The sequence below is a fragment of the Kitasatospora sp. NPDC058478 genome, assembly GCF_042720345.1.
Lineage (GTDB): Bacteria > Actinomycetota > Actinomycetes > Streptomycetales > Streptomycetaceae > Kitasatospora.
In genome coordinates, this window is record NZ_JBHXML010000003.1 from 16,745 (window position 1) to 30,133 (window position 13,389).

General features: G+C 72.3%; 15 protein-coding genes. 6 read left to right on the plus strand and 9 right to left on the minus strand.

Features of this window, described 5'->3' with window-relative positions; all coding sequences use genetic code 11:
• Nucleotides 1-241: 241 nt before the first annotated feature.
• From ACFWPT_RS02215 to ACFWPT_RS02225, 3 genes are all read left to right on the plus strand, one after another.
• Entirely contained in the window at nt 242-1,384 is a 1,143-nt protein-coding gene (locus tag ACFWPT_RS02215) for an AI-2E family transporter (RefSeq protein WP_380478848.1), read from the plus strand.
• A gap of 183 nt (nt 1,385-1,567) precedes the next feature.
• A complete protein-coding gene (locus ACFWPT_RS02220) occupies nt 1,568-2,098 on the plus strand; it encodes a hypothetical protein (RefSeq protein WP_380478850.1) in 531 nt (176 codons plus the stop codon).
• 153 nt (nt 2,099-2,251) lie between these two features.
• Nucleotides 2,252-2,977 (plus strand): dienelactone hydrolase family protein, encoded by a 726-nt coding sequence (locus ACFWPT_RS02225; RefSeq protein WP_380478852.1) that lies wholly within the window; start codon nt 2,252-2,254, stop codon nt 2,975-2,977.
• Between the two features lie 400 nt (nt 2,978-3,377).
• On the opposite strand, the gene ACFWPT_RS02230 is transcribed toward ACFWPT_RS02225, so the two are convergent.
• A complete protein-coding gene (locus ACFWPT_RS02230; RefSeq protein WP_380478854.1) occupies nt 3,378-3,977 on the minus strand; it encodes a cysteine hydrolase in 600 nt (199 codons plus the stop codon).
• Nucleotides 3,978-4,161: 184 nt separating this feature from the next.
• On the opposite strand from ACFWPT_RS02230, the gene ACFWPT_RS02235 reads away from it, so the two are divergent.
• Complete coding sequence (locus ACFWPT_RS02235; protein ID WP_380478856.1) at nt 4,162-5,097, plus strand: LysR family transcriptional regulator; 936 nt, start codon at nt 4,162-4,164, stop codon at nt 5,095-5,097.
• Nucleotides 5,098-5,204: 107 nt separating this feature from the next.
• Here ACFWPT_RS02235 and ACFWPT_RS02240 read toward each other — a convergent pair whose 3' ends face one another.
• The 3 genes from ACFWPT_RS02240 to ACFWPT_RS02250 form a co-directional block, all read right to left on the minus strand.
• Entirely contained in the window at nt 5,205-5,633 is a 429-nt protein-coding gene (locus ACFWPT_RS02240) for a hypothetical protein (RefSeq protein ID WP_380478858.1), read from the minus strand.
• A gap of 273 nt (nt 5,634-5,906) precedes the next feature.
• Entirely contained in the window at nt 5,907-6,368 is a 462-nt protein-coding gene (locus tag ACFWPT_RS02245; RefSeq protein ID WP_380478860.1) for a nuclear transport factor 2 family protein, read from the minus strand.
• A gap of 322 nt (nt 6,369-6,690) precedes the next feature.
• On the minus strand, nt 6,691-7,737 hold the full coding sequence (locus ACFWPT_RS02250) for an alpha/beta hydrolase family protein (RefSeq protein WP_380478862.1): 1,047 nt from the start codon (nt 7,735-7,737) through the stop codon (nt 6,691-6,693).
• Between the two features lie 291 nt (nt 7,738-8,028).
• Between ACFWPT_RS02250 and ACFWPT_RS02255 the strand changes: the two genes are divergently transcribed.
• Nucleotides 8,029-8,448 (plus strand): VOC family protein, encoded by a 420-nt coding sequence (locus ACFWPT_RS02255; protein WP_380478864.1) that lies wholly within the window; start codon nt 8,029-8,031, stop codon nt 8,446-8,448.
• Nucleotides 8,449-8,522: 74 nt separating this feature from the next.
• Here the strand turns inward: ACFWPT_RS02255 and ACFWPT_RS02260 are convergent, their stop codons facing one another.
• The gene (locus ACFWPT_RS02260) at nt 8,523-9,443 is read right to left on the minus strand and encodes a LysR family transcriptional regulator (protein WP_380370966.1); all 921 of its coding nucleotides are present in this window, start codon (nt 9,441-9,443) and stop codon (nt 8,523-8,525) included.
• Nucleotides 9,444-9,573: 130 nt separating this feature from the next.
• Between ACFWPT_RS02260 and ACFWPT_RS02265 the strand changes: the two genes are divergently transcribed.
• The gene (locus ACFWPT_RS02265) at nt 9,574-11,175 is read left to right on the plus strand and encodes a bifunctional 3-(3-hydroxy-phenyl)propionate/3-hydroxycinnamic acid hydroxylase (RefSeq protein WP_380478866.1); all 1,602 of its coding nucleotides are present in this window, start codon (nt 9,574-9,576) and stop codon (nt 11,173-11,175) included.
• A 12-nt stretch (nt 11,176-11,187) separates the two neighbouring features.
• On the opposite strand, the gene ACFWPT_RS02270 is transcribed toward ACFWPT_RS02265, so the two are convergent.
• From ACFWPT_RS02270 to ACFWPT_RS02285, 4 genes are all read right to left on the minus strand, one after another.
• Complete coding sequence (locus ACFWPT_RS02270; protein WP_380478868.1) at nt 11,188-11,583, minus strand: hypothetical protein; 396 nt, start codon at nt 11,581-11,583, stop codon at nt 11,188-11,190.
• Between the two features lie 334 nt (nt 11,584-11,917).
• The gene (locus ACFWPT_RS02275) at nt 11,918-12,187 is read right to left on the minus strand and encodes a hypothetical protein (protein WP_380478870.1); all 270 of its coding nucleotides are present in this window, start codon (nt 12,185-12,187) and stop codon (nt 11,918-11,920) included.
• 265 nt (nt 12,188-12,452) lie between these two features.
• Entirely contained in the window at nt 12,453-12,824 is a 372-nt protein-coding gene (locus ACFWPT_RS02280) for a hypothetical protein (RefSeq protein ID WP_063352546.1), read from the minus strand.
• Nucleotides 12,821-13,063, minus strand: a complete 243-nt coding sequence (locus ACFWPT_RS02285; RefSeq protein ID WP_063352545.1) for a plasmid mobilization protein — start codon at nt 13,061-13,063, stop codon at nt 12,821-12,823. The genes ACFWPT_RS02280 and ACFWPT_RS02285 overlap by 4 nt, the downstream gene beginning before the upstream one ends.
• Nucleotides 13,064-13,389: the final 326 nt, after the last annotated feature.

The window sequence follows — 13,389 nt, forward strand, 5'->3', positions numbered from 1 at the left end:
TTTCCGGCCCACCGGCTGCTTCTTGCCCGTCGATCGTTTCCGGCCCGCCGACCGTTTCCGGACCCTCGCCCGTTTCCGGCCCGTCGGCCCGGGTAGCCGCGCGACGCCGGACGAAGCCCGGCAGACGCCAGGGAGGCCGCCCGTGCGAGTGAACGGCACGAGACCGGCCCGGCGGCGCCACCCGACCCGGGTGGTCCTGCCCCGGGCGCGCCCCGTCGTGTCCGGCGGGTCCGGAGGCCGCGTGCCGGCCGGGCTGCGGACCGCCGCCGGGTACACCTGGCGGCTGCTCCTGCTCGGGGTGGCCGCCTACCTGGCCGTCTCCGTCCTCGGCCAGCTCCAGATGCCGGTCATCGCCGTGTTCCTGGCGCTGGTCATCACCTCGGTCCTGCGGCCGCTCGTCGACCTGCTGGCACGGGCGCTGCCCCGCTCGATCGCCGTCCTGCTGGTCCTCGTGTGCGCCATCGTGGTCGTGGGCGGCGTTCTCGCCCTGGTGGGGACGACCGTCGCCGGCGAGTGGGGCCGGCTGGGCACCGAACTGCGCGGCGGCCTCGGGCAGATCGACCACCTGCTCGCCGGCGCCCCCTTCCACCTGCGGGCCGGCACCGTCACCGACCTGCGCGCGAAGCTCGGCGAGTTCATCACCGCACACCGCTCGGCGCTGCTCAGCACCGCGCTCAGCGGGGCGAGCCGGGTCGTCGAAATGCTCACCGGGCTGGCGCTCGCGGTGTTCTGCTCGGTGTTCTTCCTCCACTCCGGCGACCGGATGTGGTGCTGGGCGCAGCACCAGCTCCCGGCCCGGTCACGATCTGCCTGGAACCGCGCGGGGCACGCCGCGTGGCGCACCTTCGCCGGCTACACCCGGGGTGTGCTGATCGTGGCGGCGACCAACGCGGTGCTGGTCGGCATCGCGCTGGTCGTCCTGCGGGTGCCGCTCGTGCTGCCACTGATCATGTTGGAGTTCGTCGCGGCGCTCGTCCCGCTGATCGGCTCCCCCATCGCGCTGGCCGTCGCCGCGCTGGTCGCCCTGGCGGCCCGCGGCCCGGTGGTCGCGCTGCTGGTGCTCGGGCTGATCGTGGTCATCGGCCAGATCGAGGGCCATCTGCTGCACCCGCTGGTCATGGGCTGGTCCGTCCGGATCCACCCGGTGGCGATCGCGCTGTCGGTGATCGGCGGCGCCGTGCTGGCCGGTGTCCTCGGCGCGGTGGTGGCGGTGCCGGTGGTGTCGGTCGCCTGGGCGGTGATCTGCGAACTCCGCGACCACGGCCCACCACCCCGCCCGGGTCCACGCACCGGCCCCCCAACGGCACACCACGGGCAGCCGCACCGCCAACACGACGAACGCCGCCCCCCGCACCGACCCGCCCCCGGCCGGGGCCCCCGGTGATCGGACTGATCACACCACGACGGCCCGAAGGGTCGGATCTGCGCCGGGATTGCACGCGGCCCGTTCCCTTCCGGGCCGGGCGTCGTTGAGCAGGTGATTGACGTGATCCGGCCCGGACGGTCCGCGCATTGCCAAGTGACCCGCCCAGGGCTCGACCCATTGGCATGACGAGGGAGACTGACGATGAAGCTGAGTGTTCGACGCGGGCTGCTGGCGGCGGCCGCCACGGTCGGGCTGATCCTGGTGGCGGCCGCGCCGCAGGCCACGGCGGCCGGCCCGCAGCACCCCGCCTCCACCACCAGTACCGAGCAGGCGGGCGGGCAGCGGGTGGCGCCGGGGGACCCGGTCCGCGACGGGAGCCCGGACTCCGCGGTCGACCGGGTCGCCGACTTCTACGGCGCCTACATCGACGCCGTCTCCGACGGCACCGACAACCTGTCGGACGGCCTGCGCGCCCACTACCTCACGGCGGACTTCCAGCAGCGACTGGCCGCCTGGGAGCAGGCCAACCACGCCGACGGCGTCCTCCGCGCCCAGGACGTGCCCACCCACTGGGAGGTGCGGTACCACGACTCCGGAGCCGGCCACCTGTTCACCGTCGTCACCCTCACCTGGGGCACCGGCCCCAACGCCGGGCACACCAAGCTGGCCGTGCAGAGCGACCTGAGCACCAAGCTCATCTCGGACATCGAGGACGCCCCGGCCGGGTACTGACCCGACTCCCGCCGACTGCCGTCCGTGGTGGGACCGGCCCCCGAGCCGGTCCCACCACTGCCATCGCCGCATCGTCCGAGGTACACCCGCGCCGTTCTGCCGCCGGCGAAAAACCGGCCCGACCGGGCTCGACGCTCACTACAGTCCGGTCCCATGACGACGGTTACCACGCGCACGGTCGAATACCCGGCCGACGGCCTCACGATGATCGGGCACCTCGCGCTCCCGGCCGGTACCGGCCGCCGACCCGCGGTCCTGGTCGGGCCCGAGGGGCCGGGGCTGAACGACTTCCAGCGCCGCCGGGCCGACGCCCTCGCCGAACTCGGCTACGTGGCAATGGCCTTCGACATCAACGGCGGGCGCTGGTTCACCGACCCGCAGGAGATGCTGGCGCACGTCACTCCCCTGCTCGCCGACCCCGACCGGATGCGCGGCATCGGCCACGCGGCGCTCGACGTGCTGCGCGCCGAACCGCGGACCGACCCCGACCGGATCGCCGCCATCGGCTACGGCACCGGCGGCGCGATCGCCCTAGAACTCGGGCGCGCGGGCGTCGACCTGCGCGCGATCGGCACGGTCAACGCCCTGACCACGGGCCGACCGGGCGAGGCGGCGCGCATCCGCTGCCCCGTCTGGGCCGGGGTCGGATCGGAGGACCCGATCATGCCGCCCGCGCAACGGGACGCGTTCGCCGCCGAGATGCAGGCCGCGGGCGTCGACTGGCGCCTCGTGGTCTACGGCGGCGCGCTGCACGCCTTCCACCACCCGACGGTCGGCCACGCCGTGCTCCCCGGCGTCGGCCACCACCCCCGGCACGCTCAGCGCGCCTGGCGCGACATCGTCGCCCTGCTCACCGAGTGCCTGCCCGTAACGGAGTGACCCGGCCGTACCGGCGACGTGCGTCTCGGAACTGCTCGGTCCACCTCCTCTCGTTTTTCGTTCGCCTGGCCACGTTGCCCGACCTGCCGATGTACAGCACCGGATGACCGACTGCCCCCGCGTCCACCCAGACATAGATGCCCGATCCGGTCACCTCGTCCGCGCTCTCCGGCCCGATCGCCGCACGTATCGTGCCGATGTCCATGCACCCCTCCCAGGTCTCACGAAGGACGCCGACTGTACTGATCGGCCCCGGCGTACTGACAGCCGGGGCCGACCGACGTCCCCTGGCCGACCTGCCTGCCCCGACCGCGGCGGGCACCTCGGCGGGGCCACACCGTTGCCGGCGCCCACGACCGTGACCCGCACGAACTCGACTCGACCGGCTCGACGGTTCGAATCAACCGGTCCGGAGCAGGGCGCGCAGCTCGGCGGTGCCGATGATGTGGGCCCGCGAGGGGAGGACCTTCTGCAGCAGGGCGTCGTGGGCTTCGGTGTCCGGGTCGGTGACGCCGTCGGACAGGACGTAGAGGCGGTAGTCGCGGTCGGCCGCGTCGAGGACGGTGGACAGGACGACACCGCTGGTACTGACGCCGGAGACGACCAGGGTGGTGATGCCGCGCTCGCGCAGCTGCTGGTCGAGGTCGGTGGTGGACATGCCGCCGAAGCGGGTCTTGCGCACGACGAGGTCGTCGTCCCGGGGGGCCAGGCGCTCGTGGATGGCCGTGGCAGGGTCCTCGTGGTGCATGACGCGGTGTCGGGCCAGCGGGGCGAAGGACTTGTTGGTGGCCGGGATCGCGTCCCAGTCGGCCTCGGTGAAGCCGACGCGTACGTAGGCGACGGTGCCGCCGCTTGTGCGGACATCGGCGATGGCCGCTTCCACACGGTCGAGCAGGGCTTCCCGGCCTCCGCCCTCGGACAGAGCGGCCAGGATCGCGGGCTGGCAGTCCAGGACGAGCAAAGCGGTGTGCTCGGGGTCAAGTGCGGGGGCGGTACTCACGCGAGTGTTCTCCTTGCTTGGCGGCACCCGGTCGGTGCGGGGACACGATTCGGCGGACCGACAGCCACTCCCACCGCACAACCGATCGGCGATCGGAAGCATCAAAGTGCGCCTCATCCCCGGGGATCAAACAACCCCAGGACCATCAACCCACAACCACCAGTTGTACCTATAGAGTGCCGCCATGGACCTCGACACCGTTCGGACCTTCGTCGCCGCCGCCGACGCGGGGCAGTTCCAGGAGGCCGCCGCCGAGCTGGCCGTCACCCAGCAGGCCGTCTCCAAGCGCATCGCCGCGCTGGAGCGCAACCTCGGCGTGCGGTTGTTCACCCGCACCGCGCGCGGGGCCGAACTCACCATCGACGGGCAGGCGTTCCTGCCCCACGCGCGCGAGCTGCTGCGCGCCGCCGAGCGCGCGGTCGAGTCCGTGCGCCCCGGCCGCCGTCCGCTGCGCGTCGACGTGATCAACTCGCGCGGCGCGGCGTCGGGCCTGATGCGCGGCTTCCACCACGCGCACCCCGAGATCGACCTCGACGTGATGATGCTGTTCGAGATCGAGACGGCCGTCACCGCCATCCGCTCCGGTGCTATCGACGCGTCCTTCCGCGCCGTCGTCGCGCCCGGCCGGCCCCTTCCCGAGGACATCGAGTCCGTCAGGGTGATCGACGAACCGCTCCAGCTCCTCACCGGTCCCGCCCACGCCCTGGCGGGTGCCCGGTCGGTGACCGTCGCCCAGCTCGCCGGGCACCGGATCTGGATGCCCGGCATCGTCCCCGGTACCGAGTGGGGCGCCTACTACGACGACCTCGTCGCCGAGTTCGGCCTCACCATCGAGGCGACCGGCCCCAACTTCGGCTCCGACGCGCTCCTCGACACCATCGCCGACACCCCGGCCCTGGCCACCTTCATGGGCGAGCACACCCGCCTCGCCTGGCCCGCCGACCACGGCCTGCGCCGCATCCCGGTGACCAGCCCGACGCCCGTCTACCCGCACTCACTCCTCTGGCACCGCGACAACCCCCACCCGGCCCTGACCACCCTCCGCACCCACCTCGCCGCCACCACGACCGGCCACGACGCCGCCGACACCTGGACACCGGACTGGGTGCGCCCCCACTGAACGCCACCGCAGTTGGTTCCCACGTCCGGCGCCGGGCGGTGCGGTGGCCGCTCGGGAGCGGGACCGCACCGCCCGACGCCGGGGGGCTGTGGGCCGAGGGCCGTGGGTCAGCGCACGGTCACGGTGAACACGGGGGAGGCGACGTCTCCGCTGACGATGCGCAGCTCGTTCAGGCCCTTGATGCCGAGCTTCACGCCGAGCAAGTAGGAACCGTTGTGGTTGGTGGGGACGGAAGCCGGCAGGGTGACCCACTTGCCGTGCTGCTTCTGCTGCAGGGTCACCTTGGTGCCCGCCTTGAGGCCGGTGGTGGTGCCGTTGACCCGGAACAGCTGCCAGGCCTGGACGGACGTGACGGACGGCTTGGCGGTGATGCCGGCCTGCGCGGCGGCCTGCTGCGCCGTCGCCTGCTGCGTGGTGGACGCGGGGTAGGCGGTCGGGGCGGCCGCCATGGCGGCGGTGCCCGCCAGCCCGAGGGAGAGCACGGCGACGGTGGTCACGGCGGCCAGGCGCAGGGAGTTCCGCTTGGAGACGATCACGGGTGCCCCTTTCAAGGGGAGGTGATTGCTCGGCCCGAAGAGCACGGTCGGCGCGATTCGGGCTCTGTCATCTGTAGGGACGCCGCGCTCCACACTTCGGTTGTGAGCAGATCGTCACCGCCTTGTAACAGTCGGCGATGCCTCGGAGTTCCCAACACCCGCGCACACGAGCGGAATTGGCGCATCCTCTTCTGCGAACGCGACGGCCCCCTCGACGACCCGCGTGGGCCGCCGGGCAGCCGTCCCTGGGTGAACAAGTCCGAAGTCAGGCTCTCAGTGACGGTCGCCGAGGCTGGCGACCACCGCGGCCAGTCGGTCCATGGCGTGGGCTACGCCGAGCCCGTCCATGTAGTCGCGGACGTGCACGATCCGGCCGTTGCGGACCCGGATCACCAGGAGGCCGGGAATGCTGAAGGTCTGGCCGGTTGTGGTCACGGTCCCGGTGACGACCTGCTCGACGGTGATCACCTCGGGGTCGGTGCTCTCGTGCACGGCGACTTCGCGGATCTCCTGCGGTTGCGCCGGGCTTGCGCCCCAGGCCGCCCGGTAGCCCGCGCGGATCCCTTCGCGACCCTCGTAACACGCCGGCATGCCGGGGAAGAGGAACGGGAACTCGTGGACGGCGTCGACGGTGTAAAGATCGGCCAGGTCGTCCGCTGACTTGTCGAGCATCGCCCGCTGGTAGCGGGCCAGGACCTCACGAGGGCCAGGGCTGGCGGGGGTGGTATCCGGCATGGCGCTTGAGCTCCGTTCGGTCAACGCAGGGCTGAGCTCTTTCGAGCGATGGGCCGGGACTTCGGGCGCACGGATGCGACGAAGGCCCCCAAGACCCGGTTGTGACACCCGACTTGGAGACCCGCTTGACCGCACTCTACGTGAAGATCGACGCCGAGATCGGAGGAACGCGACGGATGGGACGACCGCCCCGGTCGAGAGTGCCGTCGTCGTGCTGGAGTGCGCGGTGCATGGACGCACCGTCCGCAGCGGGCAACCCTACGACAACCACCAGTGGCCTGATGAACGTCAATGCGAAGGCCACGGCCGCGCCGGCCCGCCCCTACCGACACCGCGCCAGCCAGGTCGCGATCTCATCCACCACCGCCGGCTCCACGTGCCCCGGTCGCGCGTATTCGGCCGGGGTCGCACGGCCACTGCCGGGGAGGAAGAGGTGGTTGGCGTCCTGGTGGATCCTGATCGCCACCTCGGGCCGGTCCGCCAGGGCGGCCTGCCAGCGCGTCAGATCGTCGGCGACGGTGACCTGGTAGTCCCGGCCGCCCTGGAGGATCAGCATCGGGCGGGCGAGTGCGGCCGCCGTGGCCACCGGGTCGTACGCGCGCAGGTCGAGCCAGTAGGCGGCGGAGAGTCCGAATGGCAGCAGCTCCGACGACGTGTCGGGCATGAGTTCGGGGCCCGCCACCAGCGCGGCCTGTCGGGCCAGCGCCGCCACCGCGTCGTCGATGCCCGGGCCGGGGGCGAGCGCCGCGAGGTGGCGGGCCACCCGGACGGCCGCCTCGTGCATCGGCTGGGCGTCCGCGGCGAGCAGCACCAGTCCCGCGATCGACGGGTCGGCGGCGGCGATTCGGGGCGCCACCTTGCCACCCATGCTGTGGCCGACCAGGTGGATCCGGTCCGCGGCCACCCCGGGCTGTCGCCGGAGCAGTTGGACGGCGGCGAGCGCGGGCGGCAGGTACTCGTCGGCCATGGTGAAGTCCGAGGGCAGGTGGTCCGGGTGCGCGAAGGTGGCCTTGTCGAAGCGCAGCACGGCCACCTGTCGGCTGGCGAGCCCCCAGGCGAGGTCCTTGAGCGGCTTGTTGGGGCCGCTGCTCTCGTCCCGGTCGAACGCGCCGCCGCCGCTGAGCAGTACGACGGCGGGCCACGGTCCGGGGCCGGCGGGCAGGCTCAGCGTGCCGGGTACGGCGAGCGGACCGGCGCCGAGCCGGACTTCCCGTTCGGTGAACCGGGCCTGGTCCGCGTAGGGCGGCGGCTGCCACTCGGCGCCGTCGTCCTGGGCGAGCCGCAGACCGTGCAGCAGGCCGTCGGCGCCGACCGACGTGACCACGGTGAAGCTGCCGTCCGCGCAGGTCACCGGGATTCGGACGCGCACCGGGTCGGCTTCTCCGGGCCCGCTCACCGGCTCCCCGATCGCCCTGACCCCTCCCCGTCCCGCGGCCTCGGCCGCCCAGGCGAGCCGCAGCGCTTCGGCGGATACGGCAGCGCGCAGAGGAGGTACGAACAGTTCCACGGTCTCGGCGAAACTCTCCGCGCGCAGTAGCGCGGCGAAGTCCCGGGTGAGCCGAGCCGGGGCTCGTGGCGAAAGCGCCGGTGCTGCCCAGTCGGTACTGTCCGGCCGCAATTCGGTAGCGGACCGAGCGGCGCTTCGGGCAGGCTCGCGTGCATGGTCTCGGTGTTGCAGAACGTGGCGATCGACTGTGCGGATGCCTACGGGCTGGCTCGGTTCTGGAGTGAGGTGCTCGGTCATCCGCTGCACCCGGAGGACGGCCCGGGTGATCCGGAGACCGCGGTGATGCTGCCGGAGGGCCAACTGTTGTACTTCCACCAGGTGCCGGAACCGAAGACGATCAAGAACAGGGTCCACCTGTGCCTGCGTCCGGAGACCACGCGCGAGGAGGAGGTCGAGCGGCTGCTGAACCTCGGGGCCACTCTCGTCGACGATCGCCGGGAACCCGATGGTGCCGGCTGGGCCGTCCTCGCGGACCCTGAGGGCAATGAATTCTGTGTTCTCCGCAGTGCGTCCGACCGCGCGGCGATGTCTTCCTGCGACTCCCCCGCGCAACGGCCGGCTGCCCCGCAGTAGCTGGTCACAGCCGTTCGTTGACGGCCGGGACGACGTGGTGGTCTCCGAGCAGTGACGCGGTTCTCACGTCCGGTTCAGTGCAGCGTGGCGGCGAGCGGTCGGACGGCTTCCAGCACGTGGCGGCGGAGCCACCGGGACGCGGGATCGTCGTCGAGTCGGCGGTGCCAGCGCAGTTCGATGTCGGCCGCCGGCATCTCCAGCGGCACCTTGTACCACCGGAGGGGCACCTGTCGTTCGACGAGGTGCTCCGCCACCACCCGGGGGCCGAGGCAGATGACGTCCCCCTCCAGCGCCATCAGGGCCGCCACGGCGAAGGAGGGAACCACGGCGACGACGCGGCGGGAGCGGCCCAGGCGGTGAAGTGCCTCGTCCAGCGGCCCGTGCGCGAGGCCTCGGCGGGAGGCGGAGATGTGCGGGTGGGCGCACAGGTCGTCCACCGTCAGCCGTGCTGCCTGGCCCAGGGCGGAGTTCGCCGCCACCACGGCGACGAAGTGGTCGGAGAACAGCGTTCGCGCGCGCACGTCCGGAGGGGGCGGGTCGGCGACGCCGATGTCGAGGTCGAGCGAGCCGTCGCGTAGCCGGTCGGGTTCCTTGGAGTCCTGGGCGACGAACCGCAGGCGGACCTCGGGTGCCTCGGCGGCGATCCGGTGCGTGAGGCGGGGTGCGAGCACGGGGCTGAGTCCGTCGTTGACCCGGATGGCGAAGGTGCGCCGCCACGATCGCGGGTCGCTTCCCGCAGCATCCACCCGGAGTTCGGCCGCGGCCTCCAGCAGCGCCTTGACCCTGGCGGCCGACCGCTGGGCGAACGGGGTGGGTACGAGGCCCCGGCCGGCGCGCACCAGGATCTGGTCGTTCATCGCCCGTCGCAGCCGGCCCAGGGCCCTGCTGGTGGCCGGAATGGACAGGTGAAGGCGCGTCGCGGCCGCGGACACGCTGCCTGTGTCCATCAACGCGTCGAACACGCGTAAGAGGTTGAGGTCCAACTGGTCGGCCACGGACGCCCCCTTCGTTTGCGTCTGACGCAAACTCCCTGTGCAAAGCATGCATTAGACATCGTGTCAGGGGCGTTCGAAACTGACGTCGTGGCCACCACACCCTCCGTCCCGTCCACGAGGAGCTGCGGACATGCCGAACACCAGGCACCCTGAGAACCGGACGCCGTCCCCTAGTGAAGCCACCGAATCCGCCGAAATCGCCGTAGTCGGCTGCGGGCCGGTCGGCATGACGCTCGCGGCCCTGCTGGGCAAGGCCGGGCACTCGGTCGTGGTGCTCGAACGCTACCCCGGCCTGTACGGCCTCCCCCGGGCCGCCAGCTTCGACGGTGAGATCATGCGCGCGCTGCAAGGGCTCGGACTCGTCGACGAACTGGCGCCCACCCTGCGGACACAGGACGCGTACGAGTGGCGCAACGGGGCGGGTGACCTCCTCATCCGACAGGTGTTCCGCAACGTCGGCGCCAGCGGTTGGGCCGACCTCTACCAGTTCCACCAGCCCGACCTGGAGACGGCGCTGCACTCGCTGTGCACCTCACTGCCGAGCGTCGACCTCCGTTTCGGCACGACGGTCACCGGCCTGTCCCAGGACCGTGACCAGGTCACCCTGAACACGTCGAACGGTGCGACCTTCGCGGCGCGCTACGTGATCGGCTGCGACGGCGGGAACAGCTTCGTACGGAACGCCCTCGGCGTCGAGCAGGACGACCTCGGCTTCTCCGAACCCTGGCTGGTCTGCGACTTCGCCCTCCGGCGCCCCGCGGCCGACTTGGGACTGCCGTCGATGCTGCAGATCGGCGATCCCGAGGGACCGACCACCGTCATCACCACCGGTGCCGAACGCCAGCGGTTCTGCTTCCTGCTCGACGATGACGACGACCTCGGGCGGGAACGTGCGGCGGACGGTGTGTGGTCCCGCGTAGGCCGCTACCTGTCCCGCGACGACGCCGACATCGCCCGCACCGCCACCTACACCTTCCAGTCGCTGGTCGCGAGGCGCTGGCGGGACGGCCGGGTCCTGCTCGCGGGCGACGCCGCACACCAGATGCCGCCCTTCCTGGGGCAAGGACTCTGCTCCGGGATACGGGACGCACTCAACATCGCCTTCAAGCTGGATCTCGTGCTGCGCGGAGTCCGGGGCGCCGAGGTGCTCGACACCTACCAGAGCGAGCGGGAGCCGCACGTGCGCGGTGTGACGGCCACGAGCATGGAACTCGGCCGCCAGCACACCCTGCGGGACCCGGTGCTCGCCCGCGAGCGCGACCGCACGCTGATGGCCCACCGACGCGCGCTCCGGGAGCCGGACCGGATCCGGCTGCCCGACCTCGGTCCCGGCCTGTTCGCCTCCGGCGGAGGCCGACTGTCGGTCCAGGGCCGGGTGAGCGACGGTCGGCGGACGGGCCTGCTCGACGACATCGTCGGCGGAGGTGGCTTCCGGCTGCTGGTCGCCGAGCAGGCCCTTCCCCTGCTGAACCGGGCCCCGCTGAGCGACCTGGGCGTCACGGTCGTCGGCTTCGGCCCCACCGCCACAGGCACCGCCGCCGGAGCCGTTCACACCGGAGCCGCTGCCCCCGGAACCGTCGTCGCCGACCCGGACGGCACCCACCGTCGCTGGCTGTCCGACCTCGGCGCCACCGCTGCCGCCGTGCGCCCCGACAACTACGTCTACGCGGCCGGGCCGGACGCGATCACGGTGGCGAACCAGCTACTGGCCCTCCTCACCCCCGGCACCTGAGCGCGAACCGGCTCAGCCAGACCCCGCCGCCGTGCTCCGCGCCCGGAACCGCGGCCACGCCCACGAGCCCGCGCCCGCGCCCACCAGCAGGACCGCCCCCAGCGCGTACACCGGCAGCCAACGCGTCGTCGTCGCCGCCAGGCAGACGTCGACGGCCTGGCGGCTCTGCTCCCGCTGCACGTACCCCAACGCGTCACCGGCACGCCCGGCCAGGTCCCCCAGCGCGGCCTGTGTCCGCAGGACCTCGTAGCGGCCGGCCTCGACGCACCCGCTGCGCGTCCCCGGCATGGGGAACAGCCAGTCCCAGCGCTGAAGTGCCGGAGCCAGCGCCAGCGCCACGCACAGCCCCACGACCAGCGAGTACGCCGCCAGGCTCCGCCCGTCGACCCGGCGCCGGCAGCGGCGCACGGCCGAACGACAGGACCACCGCGAGCAGCGTCACTCCGAGATAGGTGGAGAACCACTGCCATGACCCCTGCGCGAGCGAGAACGCCAGCACCACGCCGAGCGCCGTCCCCAGCACACCGGCATCACCGGCCGTCCGTCCCCCGCCCGCGCCCATGGACACGGGGCCGCGGTCACCTCCAGGGCTGTGCCCACTCACAGGCTCTCCTCGTCCGCCAACGGGGCACCAGCCTCCCGCCACCGCCTACCGCCTACCGCCACGGCTTGTCACCACACCGGTGAGCCCTCGGACGCCACCCGCCCAGCCCAGCCCGGGCCTACGGACGGGTCAGTGCCCTCACCGCTCCCAGTAGTCGACGTCGGGCAGCCGTATCCAGCTGTCGGCGGGGCCCGTGACGGCGCGGGCGTCGGTGGGGCGCAGGCCCGCGAAGGCGCAGGCCTGGGCGACGGCGTGGTGGTGGTAGAGGTAGCCGGTCAGGACCTCGTCAGGGGTGTGGTTCGGGAGGGGGGCGCCACCGGGGTGGAGGTCCCAGGCTTCGACGGTGCCGTCGCGGACGATGCTGCCCTGGTTGCCGCTGTTCCAGGTCACACCGTCCCAGCCCGTCATCGCGGCCCCCGTTCGTTCGTCGTCAGCGCGGCTCTCCGCGAGCGCCACCCGTCCACACACGATGGCATACCGGTCTGACAGTCGCTGTCCGGTGCCTTCGGTAGCTGCTGGGGCTGTGCCCTCGGTGACCGCCAATCGTCACCGGACAGCGCCGCAGGGCTCTCCCCCGGCTGCCCGACCGTCGTGCTCCGGAACCGCAGGACCGCAGGACCGTGCCGGGAGCCCGACGCCTTCCAGATCCCGGCTGACCGGTCGTCGACCAGGGTCAGCGGTACCAGCTGCGGACGGCGGCCGCCGTCTCGCGGACGTCCGCGTCCCCGGCGCGGATGCGGGCGGCCAGGTCGGCGGCCTGCTTGGGCTCCGCGGTGACGATGACGCCGGAGGCGCTGAGGTAGGAGGCGGCCACGACGGCGGCGAAGTGCTCGTTGGCGAACTCCAGGGCCGGGACGCGGATCAGCTGGTGCATGAGAGCGGCGGCCCGCTGGTGCACCTCGCCGTACACCGGCACGTCCATGACCTCGTCGAGGTGACGGGCGACCGCGGCGGCGAGGGTGCCGTAGTCGGTGATGTCCGGATCGGCGGGCAGGAACTGGTGGGCGATGTCAAGCAGCCACGCCCGGTCTATCCGGAGGATCACGCGGCGTCCGCCGCGGCGCCGCGAGTGCTCTGCGGGTAGGGCCCGAACTCGGCCTCGAAGGCCGGCGCCCACGTCGGCGCGAAGTGCGCCGCGGCTGTCAGGAACCGTTCGCGCCGCTCGTCCGCCTCCTCGGCCAACACCTTGCGCGCATAGTCCGTCAGGCTCAGCCCGGCTGCTTCCGCCCGCTGCTCCAACGCCTCGTGCACGGCGTCGTCCAGTCGCACGTTCAGCTGCTTCATAACGGCGAATCGTAGTTCGGGGTACACCCCGCTACAAGCTTGAGAACGGCGTGTCGGGCAACGCGGACCACCCCGGCGGGCTCCGGCACGTCCTGAGCGACCAACTCGGCCGATGGCCGACGGAGCCTCGGCCCGTTGCTTTCTCGACCAAGTCGGAGTCTCGGTCGCTTGGGTCGCTTCAGTAGCTGCCCTGCCGAGCCGCGTCCTGGCGCTACGGACCCTCCGCCGGCTCAGGCTTCCAGCGACTGACCCGGATCCGGTGCCACAAAAAGGCCGTACGTACCGGGACAGCAGGGCAACGGCACTGTCCTCGGAGGGCAACGGCG

Excerpts from the sequence above, each read along its gene's own strand:
- ACFWPT_RS02220 (WP_380478850.1), top strand. The coding sequence starts at position 1,568 with ATGAAGCTGAGTGTTCGACGCGGGCTGCTGGCGGCGGCCGCCACGGTC.
- ACFWPT_RS02225 (WP_380478852.1), top strand. The coding sequence starts at position 2,252 with ATGACGACGGTTACCACGCGCACGGTCGAATACCCGGCCGACGGCCTC.
- ACFWPT_RS02235 (WP_380478856.1), top strand. The coding sequence starts at position 4,162 with ATGGACCTCGACACCGTTCGGACCTTCGTCGCCGCCGCCGACGCGGGG.
- ACFWPT_RS02245 (WP_380478860.1), bottom strand. The coding sequence starts at position 6,368 with ATGCCGGATACCACCCCCGCCAGCCCTGGCCCTCGTGAGGTCCTGGCC.
- ACFWPT_RS02255 (WP_380478864.1), top strand. The coding sequence starts at position 8,029 with ATGGTCTCGGTGTTGCAGAACGTGGCGATCGACTGTGCGGATGCCTAC.
- ACFWPT_RS02265 (WP_380478866.1), top strand. The coding sequence starts at position 9,574 with ATGCCGAACACCAGGCACCCTGAGAACCGGACGCCGTCCCCTAGTGAA.
- ACFWPT_RS02275 (WP_380478870.1), bottom strand. The coding sequence starts at position 12,187 with ATGACGGGCTGGGACGGTGTGACCTGGAACAGCGGCAACCAGGGCAGC.
- ACFWPT_RS02285 (WP_063352545.1), bottom strand. The coding sequence starts at position 13,063 with ATGAAGCAGCTGAACGTGCGACTGGACGACGCCGTGCACGAGGCGTTG.